This is a genomic window from Glaciibacter superstes DSM 21135 (assembly GCF_000421145.1).
GTDB classification, from domain to species: domain Bacteria; phylum Actinomycetota; class Actinomycetes; order Actinomycetales; family Microbacteriaceae; genus Cryobacterium; species Cryobacterium superstes.
The window spans coordinates 179,828-197,860 of sequence record NZ_ATWH01000003.1; the positions used below are offsets into that span (position 1 = coordinate 179,828).

20 protein-coding genes are annotated in these 18,033 nt (G+C 64.1%); 3 read left to right on the plus strand and 17 right to left on the minus strand.

Going from position 1 to position 18,033, the window contains the following annotated elements; translation table 11 throughout:
- Positions 1 to 8: 8 nt before the first annotated feature.
- From K323_RS24365 to K323_RS0105140, 3 genes are read right to left on the minus strand one after another with little or no spacing between them, the layout of a single operon-like run.
- Positions 9 to 632 carry a TetR/AcrR family transcriptional regulator gene (locus tag K323_RS24365; protein ID WP_022884217.1) on the minus strand — a complete coding sequence of 208 codons (624 nt, stop codon included), beginning with the start codon at positions 630 to 632 and terminating at the stop codon, positions 9 to 11.
- Between the two features lie 54 nt (positions 633 to 686).
- Positions 687 to 1,649 carry an aldo/keto reductase gene (locus K323_RS0105135; RefSeq protein ID WP_026851255.1) on the minus strand — a complete coding sequence of 321 codons (963 nt, stop codon included), beginning with the start codon at positions 1,647 to 1,649 and terminating at the stop codon, positions 687 to 689.
- 49 nt (positions 1,650 to 1,698) lie between these two features.
- A complete protein-coding gene (locus K323_RS0105140) occupies positions 1,699 to 2,697 on the minus strand; it encodes a malate dehydrogenase (RefSeq protein ID WP_022884219.1) in 999 nt (332 codons plus the stop codon).
- Positions 2,698 to 2,943: 246 nt separating this feature from the next.
- Between K323_RS0105140 and K323_RS0105145 the strand changes: the two genes are divergently transcribed.
- Positions 2,944 to 3,441: a methylated-DNA--[protein]-cysteine S-methyltransferase gene (locus K323_RS0105145; RefSeq protein ID WP_026851256.1), complete on the plus strand. Its 498-nt coding sequence runs from the start codon at positions 2,944 to 2,946 to the stop codon at positions 3,439 to 3,441.
- 126 nt (positions 3,442 to 3,567) lie between these two features.
- Here K323_RS0105145 and K323_RS0105150 read toward each other — a convergent pair whose 3' ends face one another.
- From K323_RS0105150 to K323_RS0105210, 13 genes are all read right to left on the minus strand, one after another.
- The gene (locus tag K323_RS0105150; RefSeq protein ID WP_022884221.1) at positions 3,568 to 4,332 is read right to left on the minus strand and encodes a YaaA family protein; all 765 of its coding nucleotides are present in this window, start codon (positions 4,330 to 4,332) and stop codon (positions 3,568 to 3,570) included.
- A 19-nt stretch (positions 4,333 to 4,351) separates the two neighbouring features.
- Positions 4,352 to 4,615, minus strand: a complete 264-nt coding sequence (locus K323_RS0105155; protein ID WP_022884222.1) for a F0F1 ATP synthase subunit epsilon — start codon at positions 4,613 to 4,615, stop codon at positions 4,352 to 4,354.
- A gap of 2 nt (positions 4,616 to 4,617) precedes the next feature.
- Positions 4,618 to 6,081 (minus strand): F0F1 ATP synthase subunit beta, encoded by a 1,464-nt coding sequence (gene atpD / locus K323_RS0105160; protein WP_022884223.1) that lies wholly within the window; start codon positions 6,079 to 6,081, stop codon positions 4,618 to 4,620.
- A gap of 17 nt (positions 6,082 to 6,098) precedes the next feature.
- Entirely contained in the window at positions 6,099 to 7,001 is a 903-nt protein-coding gene (locus K323_RS0105165) for a F0F1 ATP synthase subunit gamma (protein WP_022884224.1), read from the minus strand.
- Between the two features lie 74 nt (positions 7,002 to 7,075).
- Complete coding sequence (gene atpA / locus K323_RS0105170) at positions 7,076 to 8,713, minus strand: F0F1 ATP synthase subunit alpha (protein WP_026851257.1); 1,638 nt, start codon at positions 8,711 to 8,713, stop codon at positions 7,076 to 7,078.
- Between the two features lie 78 nt (positions 8,714 to 8,791).
- Positions 8,792 to 9,589 (minus strand): F0F1 ATP synthase subunit delta, encoded by a 798-nt coding sequence (locus tag K323_RS0105175; protein WP_022884226.1) that lies wholly within the window; start codon positions 9,587 to 9,589, stop codon positions 8,792 to 8,794.
- Positions 9,590 to 9,595: 6 nt separating this feature from the next.
- A complete protein-coding gene (locus K323_RS0105180; protein WP_022884227.1) occupies positions 9,596 to 10,159 on the minus strand; it encodes a F0F1 ATP synthase subunit B in 564 nt (187 codons plus the stop codon).
- A 32-nt stretch (positions 10,160 to 10,191) separates the two neighbouring features.
- A complete protein-coding gene (gene atpE / locus K323_RS0105185; RefSeq protein WP_022884228.1) occupies positions 10,192 to 10,425 on the minus strand; it encodes an ATP synthase F0 subunit C in 234 nt (77 codons plus the stop codon).
- A gap of 50 nt (positions 10,426 to 10,475) precedes the next feature.
- Positions 10,476 to 11,273 (minus strand): F0F1 ATP synthase subunit A, encoded by a 798-nt coding sequence (gene atpB / locus K323_RS0105190; RefSeq protein WP_022884229.1) that lies wholly within the window; start codon positions 11,271 to 11,273, stop codon positions 10,476 to 10,478.
- A gap of 166 nt (positions 11,274 to 11,439) precedes the next feature.
- Positions 11,440 to 11,940 carry a Cg1360 family ATP-synthase-associated protein gene (locus tag K323_RS24370; RefSeq protein ID WP_051147206.1) on the minus strand — a complete coding sequence of 167 codons (501 nt, stop codon included), beginning with the start codon at positions 11,938 to 11,940 and terminating at the stop codon, positions 11,440 to 11,442.
- Positions 11,937 to 13,190: an MraY family glycosyltransferase gene (locus K323_RS0105200; RefSeq protein WP_022884230.1), complete on the minus strand. Its 1,254-nt coding sequence runs from the start codon at positions 13,188 to 13,190 to the stop codon at positions 11,937 to 11,939. The genes K323_RS24370 and K323_RS0105200 overlap by 4 nt, the downstream gene beginning before the upstream one ends.
- The gene (locus K323_RS24375; RefSeq protein ID WP_022884231.1) at positions 13,187 to 14,005 is read right to left on the minus strand and encodes an L-threonylcarbamoyladenylate synthase; all 819 of its coding nucleotides are present in this window, start codon (positions 14,003 to 14,005) and stop codon (positions 13,187 to 13,189) included. The genes K323_RS0105200 and K323_RS24375 overlap by 4 nt, the downstream gene beginning before the upstream one ends.
- Before the next feature lie 56 nt (positions 14,006 to 14,061).
- Positions 14,062 to 15,018 (minus strand): TetR/AcrR family transcriptional regulator, encoded by a 957-nt coding sequence (locus K323_RS0105210; protein WP_022884232.1) that lies wholly within the window; start codon positions 15,016 to 15,018, stop codon positions 14,062 to 14,064.
- Positions 15,019 to 15,207: 189 nt separating this feature from the next.
- Between K323_RS0105210 and K323_RS0105215 the strand changes: the two genes are divergently transcribed.
- Positions 15,208 to 16,110: an ATP-binding cassette domain-containing protein gene (locus K323_RS0105215; protein ID WP_022884233.1), complete on the plus strand. Its 903-nt coding sequence runs from the start codon at positions 15,208 to 15,210 to the stop codon at positions 16,108 to 16,110.
- Positions 16,107 to 16,895: an ABC transporter permease gene (locus tag K323_RS0105220; protein ID WP_022884234.1), complete on the plus strand. Its 789-nt coding sequence runs from the start codon at positions 16,107 to 16,109 to the stop codon at positions 16,893 to 16,895. Before K323_RS0105215 ends, K323_RS0105220 begins: the two co-directional genes overlap by 4 nt.
- A gap of 183 nt (positions 16,896 to 17,078) precedes the next feature.
- Here the strand turns inward: K323_RS0105220 and prmC are convergent, their stop codons facing one another.
- Positions 17,079 to 17,996 carry a peptide chain release factor N(5)-glutamine methyltransferase gene (gene prmC, locus K323_RS0105225; protein ID WP_425402261.1) on the minus strand — a complete coding sequence of 306 codons (918 nt, stop codon included), beginning with the start codon at positions 17,994 to 17,996 and terminating at the stop codon, positions 17,079 to 17,081.
- Between the last annotated feature and the right edge of the window lie 37 nt (positions 17,997 to 18,033).

The window sequence follows — 18,033 nt, forward strand, 5'->3', positions numbered from 1 at the left end:
TGATTCTCCTAGTTCGTGGGTGAGTCTGTGGAGACGGAGATGGTCGTTTCGGCTGGGCGGCCCGCGATGCCGTAGAGGATGATTGAGGTGATTTCATCCGTGCTGATCTCCGCGTCGTTCAGGTGGGGAACGGATGCCGCGAGCGTCACCATGCGGATGACCTGGGCAGCCCGCTCCGGACTGACACTCAGCCGTTCGAGGTCTGGCGCAAGGGCTCGCGCCATGATTTCGCCGAACTCGCGCCGCTCTTCTTGCGGGGGCGGGCCACCTCGCCTGCCGAGCGCCATCATGAGGTTGAACACCAAGGTGAACCTCTCCTGCAAGAGGGCGACGATCGTGCGGATGCGTTCCTCGAGGGGCATGTCGAGGTCGACTTCCCGAAGCCCGGCACGAAAGGGTTCGGGGTCGAGGCGGCGCTCGACGGCGGCGTTGATGAGCTCTTCTTTGGTGCCGAAGGCCCGGAAGATGGTGCCCTCTGCGATGCCCGCGCACTCGGCGATCTGCCGCGTCGTCACCGCCTGCCCGTGTTCGAGCAGCAACGGAGTAATGGCGTCAAGAATCATGTCCTGGCGGTCTTCGACCGAGAGTGGACTCGCTCGTCCTGCTTTTTCGCTCACCGTGGTTTTGCTCACCGAAGCAATCTACCGGAGTGAGCGCTCACTCACAAGTGGATTCGTGGCACAACTTCAGGCGAAGAGGTCAGAGATCCAGGCAACGTCGTCAGGTGTCGGGTGCCAGGCGGTCGCGGCATCCGCGTTCGCCACGATCTGCTCTGGCCGGGTCGCTCCGGCGATCACGCTGGTCAGGCCGGGCTGGGCGAGCAGCCAGGCGAACGTCGCTGCGAGCATGGTGACTCCCCGCTCAGCGCAGAAAGCCTCGTATCGTTCGATGAGGTCCCACGGAGCCTGCTCCAGCAGGTGAGAACGTGACCGCATGATGCGGCTGTCCGCCGGCCCGCCGTCGCGTGTGAACTTGCCGGTGAACAACCCGTTGTAGAGCGGGAAGAACGGCAAGAAGCCCAGACCGTATGCGTTCACCGCCGGCAGCACCTCGTCTTCAGCATCGCGCACAAGCAGGCTGTATTCGTTCTGCGAGGAGATGAACTTCGGATGCCCGTGCAGTCGCGCCGTGAATTCGGCCTCCGCAATCTGCCAGCCGGCCAGGTTCGAGTGACCGATGTAGCGAATCTTGCCCTCAGTGATCAGGTCGTCCAGTGTGGCGAGCGTCTCCTCGATCGGGGTGTTCTCGTCTGGCCGGTGCAGCTGGTACAGGTCGATCCAGTCGGTCTGCAGGCGTGTCAGCGAGGCCTCGACGGCCAGCCTGATGTAGCGGCGGGAGCCCCTGGCATTCCAGTCCGGACCGTTGGACCCTGCCATGTCCATTCCGAACTTCGTGGCGAGCACGATCCGGTCGCGCTTGCCCTTCAGCGCGTTGCCCATCAGGGTTTCGCTGAGGCCGCGCTCTGCCCCGTAGATGTCCGCGGTGTCGAGCAGGGTCACCCCGGCGTCGACGGCGGCATCGATCACCGCATTGGTGCCATCCTGCGTCTCGGTTGCCGTTCCCAGGCGGCCGAAATTGTTGCACCCGAGCCCGATCGACGAGACGATGAGCCCGGAGTTACCGAGCCTCTGAAAATCGATGTCTGCCATCACCCCAGACTATTCCGCGCGAGCCAGTGGCACGGACTATTGCGCCCGACTACCTGGTGGCAGGCTCCAGCAGACCGAGCCCGCGTACAGCTTCGCGTTCCTCGATCAGTTCCGCGACGGATGCGTCGATCCGTTCGCGCGAGAATGCGCCGATCTCGAGGTCGTCGACGATCTCCCAGCGGCCGCCTACCGATCGCACAGGGAAAGACGAGATGAGACCTTCAGGGACCCCGTACGATCCGTCAGACACCACTCCGGCCGACGTCCAGTCGTCGCCCGTGCCGTTCACCCAGTCGAAGACGTGGTCGATCGCGGCGCTCGCTGCGGATGCGGCAGACGACGAACCGCGCGCCGCGATGATCTCCGCGCCGCGCTTCGCGACCCGGGGAATGAAATCGGTGGACAGCCAGTCCTCGTCGACGAGATCCGTCACCGGTGTTCCTCGAACGGTGGAGTGGAAGACGTCAGGGTACTGGCTGGCAGAGTGGTTTCCCCAGATGGTGACCCCACGCACCTCGTCGACGGAAGCGTCGACCTTCGCGGCCAGCTGGCCGACGGCGCGATTGTGATCGAGCCTGGTCATCGCGGTGAACCGCTCTGCCGTAATGTCGGGGGCGTTGGCGCTCGCGATCAGCGCATTGGTGTTCGCGGGGTTCCCGACGACGAGCACCCGAACATCGGATGCCGCCCCGGCGTTCAACGCCGCGCCCTGCGGAGCAAAGATGGCGCCATTGGCCTCCAGCAGGTCGGCACGCTCCATACCTGGCCCCCGCGGGCGCGAGCCCACCAGGAGCGCGACGTTTGTTCCGTCGAAGGCGGTGGCCGCGTCATCCGTCACCTGCACCTCACCCAGGAGGGCGAACGCACTGTCTTGCAGTTCGAGCGCAGTGCCTTCTGCTGCTGCGATCCCCTGCGGAATCTCAAGGAGCCGGAGGTTGACCGTTACGTCTGGGCCGAGCATGGCTCCTGAGGCGATCCGGAAGAGGAGCGCGTAGCCGATTTGGCCTCCCGCGCCGGTGACAGTGATGTTCACGGGTTCTTTGGGCACCAACCCAGCCTACGAGCTGTGCCACGAAAGTAGGAAAACTGATCACGAGAGGGCAGTTCTTTCCTCGTTTCAGCGCTCTGAGCACGATTCTTCCTACGTACAGCCAGCGGACCGGGCGATCCCCGCCCCGCTGTTCCACCCTCCTCCACTGTCCCACCCTCCTCCACAGGGGCGGTTGACGATGAGTTGTGCACCGATGCCGGGATTCTGCCGCAACGGGTAAGCGCGCGTGGTTACAGTCGCCTCATGACCAGTACAGCCACCGCCCTGATGCGGATTCCCAGCCCTGTTGGGCAGCTCGAGATCACGGCAGATTCTGATGCCATCCTCTCGCTCACGATCGAACAGAACGGCCGACTCCCTTTTGACGGCGCTCCAGAGAAACCAGCGACGCTGCTTCGGCGAGCCCACAAACAACTCGACGCGTATTTCGCCGGCAGGCGGAAGACCTTCGACCTGCCGCTGCGATTCGAGACCGGGACTGAGTTCCAACACAGCGTCTGGAACCGACTCGCCGAGATCGAGTTCGGAGAAGCGGTGTCGTATGGCTCGCTCGGCCAGGACATCGGCCGAGCAGGTGCAGGGCGCGCCGTCGGGAGCGCGGTCCGCGCCAATCCGCTTCCACTCCTGGTCGGCTGCCACCGGGTGCTCTCCTCTGACGGGCGCATCACCGGCTACAGCGGCGGCAACGGCATCCCGACCAAAGCCTGGCTGCTCGACCACGAGGGCATCGCACATCGCTGACCGGGCTGGATGCTGACCGGACTCGATGCTGACCGGCTCGCTGCTGACCGGGCTCGGTTGCGAATCGGCCTCGGTTCGCGCATCGGCCTCAGTTCGCGCATCGGCCTCACACGGATCAGCGGGAGATCACCGAGCAGCGATGATCTCCTCCACCACCAGCTCGAGTTCACCATCGGCAGAGCGACGGAGTATGAAACCGGCGCCGTCTGCCCACTCCAGGAGTTCGGGGGCGGAGGAGAAATCCACTCCGTTCTGAACTATCGCGCGAGTGAACTCGCCCTTCGACTTCTTATTGAAGTGGTTGAGCGCTCGGGTACGGCCATCGGCGGCCTCTGTAACCACACGAAGGTAGTACGACCCCGCTCGCGCGGGCGCTGCACCGAACGACACATATGCCTCGGAACGGAAATCCAGCACGAGCCCATCGGAGCCCGCCAGGACTTTGCTGATCGAATCGCCCCAGTGCTTACCGAGTGAAATCTCCGGAAGACGCGAGTTGTGCGACATGCGGTATGCGGGCAGCGGATCCAGCGCACCGATCGGCCCGAAGAGGGCGGAGTGCACCACCACGTGGGCACCGGCGAACTCGCGCTCAGACTCGCTCAGTCCCGGCGCATCGAGCGCGTCGTAGAGCACACCCGTGTACCTGTCGATGGCCGGCATCGTGCCGGAGGTGGTCAACGCACGGTTGCGAGCAATCTCGCCGCGCTGCGTCCGCCCCAGTTTCAGGGCGGCGGCAGCGGCATCCGCGTCGCGTGAGAGCGCCTTCAACGCACGCACCAGCGCGCGACGACGCGAATTCAGCTGAGGATACGCCAGCGCATGAAAATCGAGCGGCGCTCCGTCGCCGCCGTCGCGCTTTGTCTCAGACGGAGGAAGCAGTACCAGCACTGCAGTACCAGTCCTGACGCTAAACGAGCTCTGCTTTGCGCGCCACGATCGTCACGGTGTCGTTCTCAACCGAGAGGAACCCATCCGCCGCCTCGGCGACGATCTTCTCGCCGCCGACGAGCGTCACCCGCACCTGGCCACTGGCCAGGATCGCGAGCATCGGCTCGTGGCCGGCGAGAATACCGATCTCGCCCTCCGTCGTGCGGGCGATCACCATGGTCGCGTCGCCGGAGAACACTTCGTGGTCCGCCGACACCACGCTGACGTTGAGGGCCGAAGCCATGGTTAGCCGTTCTCCTTCTGGATCTGCGCCCACTTCTCTTCGACGTCGGAGATAGCCCCGACGTTGAAGAAGGCCTGAACGGCCACGTGGTCGAAGTCTCCGTTGGCGATGGCCGTGAACGACTCGATGGTGTCCTTCAGCGGAACCGTCGAACCCTCGACACCGGTGAACTTCTTCGCCATGTAGGTGTTCTGCGACAGGAACTGCTGGATGCGACGGGCACGGGAGACCGTGACCTTGTCTTCCTCAGACAGTTCGTCAACACCGAGGATCGCGATGATCTCCTGCAGTTCCTTGTTCTTCTGCAGGATCTGCTTGACGCGCACTGCCGTGTTGTAGTGATCCTCGCCCAGGTAGCGGGGGTCGAGGATGCGGCTGGTCGAGGTCAACGGGTCGACCGCGGGGTACAGACCCTGCGATGCGATCTCACGCGAGAGTTCCGTCGTGGCGTCGAGGTGGGCGAAGGTGGTCGCCGGTGCCGGGTCTGTGTAGTCGTCAGCAGGAACGTAAATGGCCTGCAGCGAGGTGATGGAGTGGCCACGGGTCGAGGTGATGCGCTCCTGGAGAACGCCCATCTCGTCGGCGAGGTTCGGCTGGTACCCGACAGCGGACGGCATGCGGCCCAGCAGGGTCGACACCTCAGAACCGGCCTGGGTGAAGCGGAAGATGTTGTCGATGAAGAGCAACACGTCCTGCTTCTGCACGTCGCGGAAGTACTCAGCCATGGTCAGGGCAGAGAGGGCGACGCGCAGACGCGTGCCTGGCGGCTCGTCCATCTGGCCGAATACCAGGGCCGTCTTGTCGAAGACCCCGGCCTCTTCCATCTCGGCGATGAGGTCGTTTCCCTCACGGGTACGCTCACCGACACCGGCGAACACCGACACACCACCGTGGTTCTGGGCGACGCGCTGGATCATCTCCTGGATGAGCACGGTCTTGCCGACACCGGCACCACCGAAGAGGCCGATCTTTCCACCGAGCACGTACGGCGTCAGGAGGTCGATGACCTTGATTCCGGTCTCGAACAGCTGAGTCTTGGACTCGAGCTGGTCGAATGCAGGGGGCTTGCGGTGGATCGGCCAGCGCTCGGTGATCTCGATGGTCTCGCCCGGCTCGGCGTTGAGCACCTCACCGATGACATTGAAAACGCGGCCCTTGGTCACGTCTCCGACGGGAACCGTGATCGGTGAACCCGTGTCGCGTACTTCCTGGCCACGGACGAGGCCGTCCGTCGGCTTCAGGGCGATGGCACGCACCAGGTCGTCACCGAGGTGCTGCGCGACCTCGAGCGTGATCTCGTTCGACTCCTCGCCGATCGTGATCGTGGTCTTCAGGGCGTTGTAGATGCCGGGGATCGAGTCGTGGGGGAACTCGATGTCGACGACAGGGCCGGTGACGCGTGCGATACGGCCAACGGCACCTGCGGCATCCTCTGCCTGGACTGGCGCGATTGCGGTGTCAGTCATTGCTCTCTCTTCTCTGCTTAGTTCTTGGCGGATGAGAGCGCGTCGGCTCCACCCACGATCTCGGAAATCTGCTGGGTGATCTCTGCCTGGCGCGCGTTGTTCGACAGTCGCGTGTAGGTGGTGATCAGCTTGTCGGCGTTGTCACTGGCCGACTTCATTGCCTTCTGCGTCGCCGCGTGCTTGGAAGCGGCCGACTGAAGCATGGCGTTGAAGATCCGGCTCTCGATGTACACCGGAAGCAGGGAGTCAAGCACTTCCTCAACACCTGGCTCAAACTCGTACAGCGGCAGGATGGCGTTCTCGCCCGGTTCCTCGACACCCTCGACGACTTCGAGTGGCAGCAGACGCACGACCTCTGGGGTCTGTGTCATCATGCTGACGTAGCGGTTGTACACCACGTGGATCTCGTCAACACCGCCATCAGATGCGTCCCTGAGGAACGACTCGAGCAGCGCTTCGCTGATCTCCTGCGCCGTCTCGAACTGCGGCGCATCCGTTCCACCGATCCAGGTGCGTTCTGAGGCACGCTTGCGGAACGTGAAGTAGCCGACCGCACGACGCCCGATCAGGAAGTACGTGACGTCTTTGCCCTGGCTGCGGAGCAGTGTTGCCAGTTCTTCTGACTCACGTAGTACCTGCGAGTTGAAGGCCCCGGCGAGTCCGCGGTCAGATGCGAAGATGACGATCGCAGCCCTGTCGATCTTCTCCGGCTCCGTGGTGAGCACGTGCTCAACGTTCGAGTAGGTCGCCACGGCCGACACGGCGCGGGTGATCGCGCGCGAGTACGGGGTGGAGGCCGAGACCCGCGCCAGCGCCTTCTGGATGCGCGAGGCGGAAATCAGCTCCATGGCCCGAGTGATCTTCTTGGTCGTCTGGGCAGATTTGATCTTCTGCCGGTAGACCCGAAGTTGCGCTCCCATGTTTCTCTTCCTGTGTTAGTCGGTAGTCGAGCCGGTCGTGACGGGCTCAATCGCGTGATCGAGCCCGCCCTGACCTAGCGCTTCTGCTTGACGATCTTTTCCTGGTTGACGTCTTCGACGGCGATGGCCTCGAACTTCTCGCTGCCGACGGAGGCGAGCGGCTTGCCCTCGCCCGTCTGGAACTCCAGCTTGAACTTGTCGACCTCGGCATCAAGCGAGGCGATGAGGTCGTCGCCGAGCTTGCTCGTCTCGCGGATCTTCGTCAGCACGTCGGTGTTACGGGCGAGGTGGTCGAGAAGCTCACGCTCGAAGCGCAGGATGTCTTCGACCGGAACCTCGTCGAGCTTTCCCTTGGTGCCTGCCCAGATCGACACGACCTGGTCTTCGACCGGGTACGGCGAGTACTGCGGCTGCTTGAGCAGCTCGGTCAGGCGCGCGCCACGGGCGAGCTGGCGGCGGCTGGCCGGGTCGAGGTCTGAGGCGAACATCGAGAAGGCCTCGAGCGAGCGGTACTGGGCCAGCTCGAGCTTCAGGGTTCCTGACACCGACTTGATCGACTTCAGCTGGGCGTCGCCACCGACTCGCGACACCGAGATTCCGACGTCGACCGCCGGACGCTGGTTGGCGTTGAACAGGTCGGACTGCAGGAAGATCTGGCCGTCGGTGATCGAGATCACGTTGGTCGGGATGTAGGCGGACACGTCGTTCGCCTTGGTCTCGATGATCGGCAGGCCGGTCATCGAACCGGCCCCGAGCTCGTCGGAGAGCTTCGCGCAACGCTCGAGAAGGCGGGAGTGCAGGTAGAACACGTCGCCCGGGTATGCCTCGCGACCCGGTGGGCGGCGCAGCAGCAGCGAAACGGCGCGGTAGGCCTCTGCCTGCTTCGACAGGTCGTCGAACACGATCAGAACGTGCTTGCCCGCGTACATCCAGTGCTGGCCGATGGCCGAACCGGTGTATGGGGCGAGGTACTTGAAGCCGGCGGGGTCTGAGGCCGGTGCAGCAACAATGGTGGTGTACTCCATCGCTCCCGCGTCTTCCAGCGCGCCCTTGACCGAGGCGATGGTCGAGCCCTTCTGGCCGATGGCGACATAGATGCAGCGCACCTGCTTGTTGGTGTCGCCGGACTCCCAGTTGGCCTTCTGGTTGATGATGGTGTCGATCGCGATCGCGGTCTTGCCGGTCTGGCGGTCGCCGATGATCAGCTGGCGCTGTCCGCGGCCGATCGGGATCATCGCATCGATGGCCTTGATGCCGGTCTGAAGGGGTTCGTGCACGCTCTTGCGCTGCATGACGCCTGGAGCCTGGAGTTCGAGTGCGCGGCGGCCTTCTGCCGTGATCTCGCCGAGGCCGTCGATCGGTACGCCGAGGGGGTCAACCACGCGGCCGAGGAAAGCATCCCCCACGGGTACGGAGAGCACCTCACCGGTGCGCTGTACTTCCATGCCTTCGACGATGCCGGCGAATTCACCGAGGACCACAACGCCGATCTCGTCTTCGTCGAGGTTCTGGGCCAGGCCCAGGGTGCCATCGGCGAACTTGATGAGCTCGTTGGCCATCACGCCGGGGAGGCCCTCAACGTGTGCGATGCCGTCACCGGCCGTCGTCACGTAACCGACCTCTGTCGTGGCGGTCTTGTTCGGCTCATAGGACTTCACGAAGTCCTGGAGAGCATCACGGATCTCATCGGGGCTGATCGTTAGTTCTGCCATCATCTTCCCTTTTCTGTACGGGCTGTACAGTTTCTGTCTGTTTCGGGACGGTGTCCCGGGGTTTTCGGTCCGGCTGGGTCAGCCGGCAAGCTGGAGTCGCAGGTCGTTCAGTCTGGTGGCGATGCTGCCATCGATCACGTCGTCGCCGATCTGCACGCGAACGCCGCCGACCAGCTCAGGGTCAATGACCAGGTTGACGGTGAGGTCACGTCCGTAGCGCCCGGCCAGACTCTTCTTCAGCCGGTCGAGCTGTGCAGGAACGAGGGGGCTGGCAGAGATGACCGTGGCGATCACTGTTCCGCCCTGGTCTGCGACGACGGATGCCGCGTGCCGCAGCAGTTCGCCGATGCGTCGGCCTCGTGGCAACTGCACCAGGTGTCGCACGATCTGGATGGTCTGCTGCGAGACCTTCCCTTCGAGCAGGCTGTTCACGAGAGAGACCTTGGCAGCGTTCTCGCCGAGCTTGCTGGCGAGGGCGAGTTCAAGTTCTGCATCAGACGAGACGGCAGCGCCGAACGCGAACAGCTCGTCCTCGATCGAGACGTTCCTCGGTGCGGAAACCGCAGTGACGCGCAGACCGAGGTCTTCGATCCCGGCGAGAACGTCGTCCTGGTTCGACCAGCTCGCCGCGGCAACCGCCTGGAGCAGGTCGAGTGCGACCGGCGACGTTGCTCCGCCGAACACCCTGGCGACCAGGGTCGACTTGGCTGCGGCATCCACCGAAGGATCGGCGATAGCCGTGAGCAACTGCGACGAGTTGCTGATGACCCGTCCGGCGTTGAAGAGGTCTTCACCGGTGGCCAGGTCAACGGCGCTGATGCGGTCGGCTAGTGCCGCCCGTGTCGATGCCAGTGCTTCCCTGGTTGCGCTTCCCATGCTGTTCTAGCTCTTCCCGGCGCTCGGAGCAACCTGCTCCGACGCCTCGAGGTCCGCGAGGAAGCGGTCGACGATCGCGCTCGAGCGTGCGTCGTCGGTCAGACTCTCGCCGATGACGCCGGACGCCAGGTCGATCGCCAGTGTGCCGACCTCGCTGCGAAGCGACACGACAGCCGACTGCCGCTCAGCCTCGATCTGGGCCTGGGCACTTGCGGTGATACGTGCGGCTTCGGTTGAGGCCTGTTCCTTCTGCTCCGCGACGATCTTGGCGCCGTCGACGCGAGCCTGCTCGCGGATCGACCCGGCTTCTGCGCGCGCGTCGGCGAGCTGGGCCGTGTACTCCTCGAGAGCAGCCTCTGCCTTGCGCTGCGCTTCGTCGGCCTTGGCGATGTTGCCTTCGATGGCCTCGGCGCGAGCGTCGAGGAGAGCCTGCATCTTCGGAAGCGCATACTTCCAGAAGAAGAACAGGATGACGACGAAGCAGACCGCGGACCAGATGATGTCATAGACGGCCGGGAGGAGAGGATTGTGCGTCTCCTCGGCGGCAGCTGCAATCACTGTGTTGATCATGGTGCCTCCTTACGTGAGAGAGAAAAGGAGGGTTAGACCATGAAGAAGTAGGTGGCGATACCGATGAACGCGAGCGCCTCGGTGAAAGCGATACCGATGTACATCAGAACCTGCAGGCGGCCGGCCAGCTCAGGCTGGCGAGCAACACCTTCCACCGTCTTGCCGACGACGATACCAATACCGATACCGGGGCCGATGGCTGCGAGACCGTAGCCGACCGTCGCGATGTTTCCGTTGATTTCCGCGAGAACGGTTGTTGCGTCCACGTGTGTTTCCTTCCGTGATGAGCGAATCCGGCAAGTGCCGAGTTCGTTGTTTAGTGTTCCTCAGTCAGCGCGAGCTGAATGTAGACGGTCGTGAGAATGGCGAAGACGTAGGCCTGCAGCACGGCGATCAGTACTTCGAACAGCGTGAAGATGAATCCGAAGATCAGGGTTCCGGCACCGAACAGCTTGAACGGCCCGTCGACGGTGAAGAAGAAGAACTGGGTTCCGGCGAAGAACAGCACCAGCAGGAGGTGACCGACGATCATGTTCATCATCAGTCGGAGCGTCAGCGTGACCGGCCGAATGATGAAGGTGGAGAGGAACTCGATCGGCGTCACGATGACGTACAGCGCCGGCGGGACACCGGGAGGGAAAAGCGAGTTGCGGAAGAAGGCGCCTGCGTGCTTCTTCACACCGGCGTAGATGAACGCGATATAGGCGACAACGGCCAGCACCAGGGGAACACCGATGACCGATGTTCCGGCGATGTTGAGCCCGGGGATGACACCGGTGAGGTTCATGAACAGCACCATGAAGAACACGGTGGTGATCAGCGGCAGGAACCGCTTGCCGTCCTTTTTGCCGAGGAGGTCTTCCGCCATGCTCACTCTGGTGAAGTCCAGGCCCATCTCGACCAGGCTCTGCATGCGGGTCGGGATCACCTTCATCCGCCGGGTTCCCACCCAGAACAACACCAGAAGCACGGCGACGGCAAGGAAGCGGATCAGGATGATGCGGTTGATCTCAAAAGGTGTGTCCGCGAAGAAGATGACTTCGGGGAAGAATTCGTTGATGGTGGGACCATGGAAGCCGCCGTCGTCGTTAGCGGACGGGACCAGCAGGTTCACAGCGTTTTCTAGCAGCGCTATCTCCTGTTTCGGGGCGGCGAGCCAAGCTCTCCGGGCGACGAACGTATGGCTGGTTTACGACGCGAATATAGCAAGTGCAAACCAGGGGGGAATCTCTACTTACTGTAGCAATAAACGCGCCCCAGCGCCGAATCGGAGGCCGAATTCAGTCGTCGTGCGGCGCGGAAGGCAGGGTGACGTCGCTCACGTAGGAAACCCGGCTCTTCACGATGACGATCATGTCGACAATCAACGAACCGATGATGCCGGCGACGATGGTCAGGAACAGCACAAGCGGGTTCAGCCACTGCGCATCCTGCAGGATCATGAGCAACACCAGGAACACCACGAACTTGACCAGCCAGCCGCCCATCACGATGGCGAAGAAGGCACCGATCGCGCTGGCTCGACCTGCGTAGCGGTTGGCCGCCAGGATGCTGAGCGCAGTGATGCCCATGAAACCGACCGCCATGGCTGTGCCGATCAGCGCGCTGACGATGCCCTCTCCGCCGGCGAAGATGCCGCCGAGGACGGCGCCGACAACGGCGATAGCCAGGGCGAGGAGACCGCCGTATACCAAGGTGCGCTTGAGGACCGGCACGGATGTCGGTTGTGCCGACCGGGAGTCGGACGCTGACCCATGCGTGGAATCTGGGGCGGTGCTCATTGCTTCTCCTCTGTACCGGTGCCGGCACGGTGGTCGGTGGTGGTTACGGCGGCCTCATCGAGCGGATCGAGCGCCGAAGTCTCGGCGCCGTCATCCGTCGCAGCCGGCTGGAGCTGGCTTGCCGCCTCGACCACCTTGCGGCGGCTGAGCGGAGCGAGGGTGACGATGGTGAGGATGAGGAGGGAAGCGACCAGGAAGATCGTGGCGTACCAGGTGGGAAGCTGGAAATACACCGGCAGCAGGAAGTAGAGCAGGCAGCCGACGGACGCGGCGGCCGTCCAGCCGTAGAAGATCAGCACGGCGTGCAGATGGGAGTGTCCCATGTCGAGCAGCCGGTGGTGCAGATGCTTCCGGTCTGCGCTGAACGGCGACTTGCCTGCACGCACCCTCCGGAAGACCGCGAGACCGAAGTCGAGCAGCGGAATGATCAGGATCGCCACCGGGAGCAGAATCGGGATGAAGGCGGGGAACAGCTGCGACCGGCCGATGGCGGCCGGGTCGACCTGGCCGGTGATGGCGATGGCGGATGTCGCCATCAGCAGCCCGACGAGGAGGGCGCCTGCGTCACCCATGAACAGCTTCGCCGGGTGCCAGTTGAGCGGGAGGAAACCCACACAGGCGCCGACCAGGATCGCCGCGATCAGCGACGCAAGATTGAAGTAGTTCGTCGGTGAGGTGTCACGCACCAGCAGGTAGCTGTAAAGGAAGAAGACTCCGTTGGCGATCAAAGCGACGCCGGTGACGAGGCCGTCGAGGCCATCGATGAAGTTGATCATGTTCATCACGATGACGATGGCGAACACCGTGATCACGATCGACATCCAGCCGCTGCCGACCGTCACCCCACCGATGGGCAGCGAGTAGATCTGGACCCCCTGCCAGGCGACCAGCCCTGCGGCAATGAACTGGCCGGCCAGTTTGGTCATCCAGTCCAGGTCCCAGATATCGTCGGCGACACCGAGCAGCACGATGAGCAGCGCCGCCCCGAGAATGGCGAGGATCTGCTGCGGGTTCGCGAACACCAGGCGCAAAGGCGCGAACTGCGATGCGACGAGGTAGGAGACGCCGAAGGCCGCGAGGATGCCGATGAACATCGCGATGCCACCGAGCCTCGGCGTCGGCCGGGTGTGCACGTCGCGTTCGCGGATCTTGGGGTACAGCCGGTATTTGTGGCTGACTTTGAGCACGACGATCGACAAGCCGAAGGTGACGATCGCCGAGACGAGGGCGAGGAGGACGAAGAGGGTCATGGCGTGGCGGTGGCGCCTTCGTCCGTGGGTTCGGCCGCGGCATCCGTCTGGCTCTCGTTTGCCGTGCTCTCGTTTGCCGTGCTTCCGTTTGCCTGGGTCGCGGAGATCCCTGCCTCGGCGTCATTCTCCGCAGCGAGCGCGTCGCCGATCACCGCTTCAATGCGGGCGCGCGTGATGACGCCGTTCCGAACAATGCGTAGCTTGCCTCCGTTGGTGGCGAACTCGGTCGCATCCACGATTGTCGACGAAGTGTCGCCAGGGCGATCGCCGACGGATTCGTACCCAAGGCCGGCCACTCCCCCGTCGAGGTATACAGCGACGTTGGAGCCGAGCATCTTCTCCGCGCCCGCCGCATCGATGGCAGAGGGGGAACCTGTGACGTTCGCCGAAGACACGGCAAGGGGGCCGGTTTCAGACAGGAGATCGAGGGCGATCTTGTTGTCTGGCATGCGGAGGGCGACCGTGCCGCGAGTCTCGCCGAGGTCCCATGCCAGGGACGGCTGGGCCTTGAGAAGCACGGTGAGTCCGCCTGGCCAGAACTCGGCGACCAGGTCTCGCACCGGCTGCGGGATGTCCTGAGCGAGCGCGTCGAGTGTGGGGATGCCGGGGATGAGAACCGGCGGTGGCGACTGACGGTCACGACCCTTGGCGTCGAGGAGCTTCTGCACAGCCTCGGGGCTGAACGCGTCTGCGGCAATGCCGTAGACCGTGTCGGTGGGGATGACGACGAGCGCACCCCTGCCGATTGCCGAGCGTGCGAGTCTCATGCCGGCCGTGTATTCCTCGTCGACCGAGCAGTCATAGATGCGTCTCATCGGGGCCGATTCTAGTGCAGCGGGCTGACTGCTCCCTGAGGCACAGCCGTGTCCGGCTAGCTCTTCGCTCGCGCCTTCGCCTCGGCCTCTGCGGCCTTCCTCGCCCGCTCCCTGGCCTTCGCTATGAGGTCGGACTCACGCTTCTCTGCCTCACGCAGCCGCGAATGGGCCTCGCGCCGAGCCTTCGACGCCTCACGCAGCGTGCGGTCACGCGGATAGTCGTCGTCGGCATCCGTGACCGGCGCCTGCTCGGTGGCATCCCTGTTCGGCAGCGCATCGATGTAGGCGGCAACCCCGTCGAGCGCCCGTTGGATCGCGAAGGCAAACGGATCTTCACCCTCGGCGCCGAACACCCCGTCGACGACGGCCCGGTGAAGCGACGGGAAGGCGCTCTCGGTGACGAACGAGCGCATCAGCGCATCTTCGCGCTGTTCGACTTCTCTGACGGACAGGTTCTGCTCTCGTATTGAAATCTCGTAACCTCGCTCGATCCCTCCCTGCCAGCGCGCCATGCCACTCAGCATGATCATCGTCGCAACACGCTCCCCCGAACTCAGCGGGGACTCAGCGAGTGCCTCTATTCCCGCGTCGAGCCAGGCAAGATTGTTCGGAGTCACCGGCGCCCCGGTGATCGGGATATCGAGCAGCCACGGATGGGCACGGTAGATGCCACGGTTCCCGTTCCACCAGAGCAGCAGGTTCTGGCGCCACCCAGCGGCCTCTGCGAAGTCCAGAGTGGGAACGCCGATTCCCTCGTCCTGCATGATCAGGAGCAGGTCTTCCTTGGCGGTGACGTAGCGGTAAAGAGACATCGTCGTGAAGCCGAGGTCCGACGCCACCCGGCTCATCGACACCGCTCCGAGGCCTTCGGCGTCGGCGATGGCCATCGCCGCGTCAACGATCCGCTCAATGCTGAGTTCTCGCTTCGGGCCGCGCTGCGGATTCGCCTTGACGCCCCAGGCGATCGCGACCCCTCGTGGCAGTCCTGCCGGAAAGTCGTCGTCTGCCTGCATGTCATCTCCCGAATCTGCTCTGTCGTAATCTGCGCTGTCGCCTTGACGGCGAACCAAGAACTGTGTATTACTTAAACCGTCCGGTGTGCACCATAAACAGTTTGCGCCGTACACATCCAGTCTACAAAATAAACCGCCCACAGGAACCCTCCACAGGAACACCGTGGATCCACACAGAAAGGACACGACATGAACACGGCAATCGATATTCGCGGACTCCGCAAGTCATTCGGTTCGCAGACGGTGCTTGGCGGCATCGACCTCAGCGTCGCGGCCGGCAGCATCTTCGCGCTGCTCGGGCCGAACGGCGCAGGCAAGACGACGTTGATCAACATCCTGGCTACCCTCTCCCTGCCAGACGCAGGCACGGCCTCCGTTGCCGGGCACGACGTTGTGCGGGACGCACGCGGTGTGCGCGGGGCGATCAGTCTCACCGGCCAGTATGCAGCGGTCGACGAGGTGCTGACGGGCGAGGAGGTCCTGCGCATGATGGCCAGGCTGAACGGCTACACCCCGGTTGCAGGCCGCACCAGGAGCTCGGAACTCCTGGCACGCTTCGAACTCACGGATGCCGCGCGCAAGTTGGTCAAGACCTACTCCGGCGGCATGCGCCGCCGCCTCGACCTGGCGATCAGCCTGCTCGCGAACCCGGCGGTGATCTTCCTCGACGAACCGACAACAGGCCTCGATACCCGGAGCCGGCAGTCACTCTGGGAGATCATCAACGGCCTCGCGGCCGGGGGAACAACCGTCTTCTTGACCACACAGTACCTCGAGGAAGCCGACGTGCTCGCCGACCGGATCGGCGTGATCAACGAGGGCGTCATCGTGGCGGAGGGCACAGCCGCGGAACTGAAGGCCCGCATCGGAGGAGACGTCGTCGAACTCCGTGACGCCTCGGACGAGCTTGTTCGGGAGATCCCTACCGATGGGACCGTGCACGGACTCCGCGCTGCCATCGATCAGCTCGATGCCCTCGCCGTGCCCGGCACCCATGTCAGCATCCGCAAGCCGAGCCTCGACGATGTCTTCCTCGCGCTCACGGCGCACGATTCCCAGCTCGAATCGAATCTGGAAGGGGCCCGCTCGTGACCGTCACGCTCGCACCAAAACGCCCAGCCACCGTCCTGACGACCAACGCCGTCTTCGTCGGCCGCAGCATCCGTCACACCCTCCGCAATGTCGACGCATTGATCATGGCCATGGTGCTGCCTGTGATGCTCATGCTGCTCTTCGTCTTCGTCTTCGGGGGCGCGATCGAGCCGGGTGGCGACTACGTGAACTATGTGGTGCCCGGTATCATCCTGCTCTGCGCGGGATTCGGTGCGGCGTCGACCGCGGTGGACGTGGCCGGTGACATGACGAACGGGATCATCGATCGCTTCCGCACGATGCCGATCCAGGGTTCCGCCGTGCTGACCGGGCACGTGGTTGCCTCACTGCTGCGCAACCTGCTCGCAACCGGCGTGGTCATCGTCGTCGCATTGCTGGTCGGGTTCCGACCGACTGCGAACCCTCTTGAATGGCTGGCAGCGATCGCGATGGTGGCGCTCTATATTCTCGCCATCACCGCACTGTACGTGGCCATCGGACTCGCCGCTCGCAGTGCAGAAGCGGCGAACGGATTCGGATTCATCCTGCTGTTCCTGCCGTACCTGTCGAGTGCGTTCGTGCCGACCAGCACCATGCCGAGCTGGCTGCAGTGGATCTCGGACAACCAGCCGATCACCCCGGTGATCGAGTCGATCCGCAGCCTCCTCACGGGCACCGAAATGGGCAACAGCGGCATCCTCGCACTGGGCTGGTGTGTGCTGATCATCGTCATCGCCGCGGTCTGGGGCACGACGCTGTTCCGCCGCAAAGCCGCCCGGCGGTAGGTGCATGACAGACGGGATGCGCGGTCGGCGCGCCATCGTCGACTGCGCCTTCCGCCATGCGCCAGATACGCGCGCATGCGCCATGCGCGCATGGCGCATGAGCGCGTTGTTGGCGCGCGGCAGTGGATCGTCGAACGGCTGGCCGATGTCCCCGACACGTGCGCGGCACTCTACCCGCGGGGGTCAGGGGCGGACGGCGGTGGTCGCCCTGTCGCGCGTGGTGTAGTCGCGGTGGGTGGCGCTCGCTCGCCAGCCGTCGGCGTCGAGCAGTGCGCGAATCTCGGCGCCCTGCAGCTCCCCGTGCTCGATCACGAGGGCACCACCCGGCCGCAGCAGGCGGAGTGCCCTCTCGGATACCTGGCGAACGACATCCAGGCCGTCTGCCCCGCCGTACAGGGCGTGTGCGGGGTCGAACAGCCGAACTTCGGGGTCGCGCGGAATGGCGTCAGCCGGAATGTACGGCGGATTCGAGATGACCACCGCCACCGTGCCGTCCAGTTCTGGCAGGGCCTCGGCGAGGTCGCCGAACACGAGCGTGGCGTTGCCTGCGGCAACGGTCTCGAAGTTGCGCGTCGTCCACTCGAATGCTTCTTCCGAATTCTCCACAGCGAAAACGCGTGCGCGCGGCACCTCCGTGGCCATGGCGAGGGCGATAGCGCCGCTGCCGGTTCCGAGGTCCACGCCGATCGGCTCTGGGTCGGGCATGGAGTGCAACGCATCGATCGCAAGCTGTGCCACCTGTTCAGTCTCTGGGCGCGGCACGAACACACCAGGACCGACCGAGAGCACGAGGGAACGAAACGGAGCGGTGCCGGTGATGTGCTGGAGGGGCTCACGCAGAGCCCGGCGCCGGACGAGCTCGAGGATCGCCGCCGCGTCCTCACTGCCGAGCGCATCGCCGCGGATCGCCGCGGCCTGCACCTGCCCCCTGCTCGATCCGTGCACATGGCCGATCAACAGGTCGACGTCGACCTCTGCATCAGCGATTCCGGCCAGCAAGAGGGTCTCGGTGGCCGTAGCTCGTAGCTGCTCCACCGACTGTGGTGGCAGGGGCGACTGTGACGGCAGGGGCGATGGCAGGTCAGAATCGGAGGAAGTCACATAGGGGAATGTAACCTACTCGCCAGAGAGGTCAGCT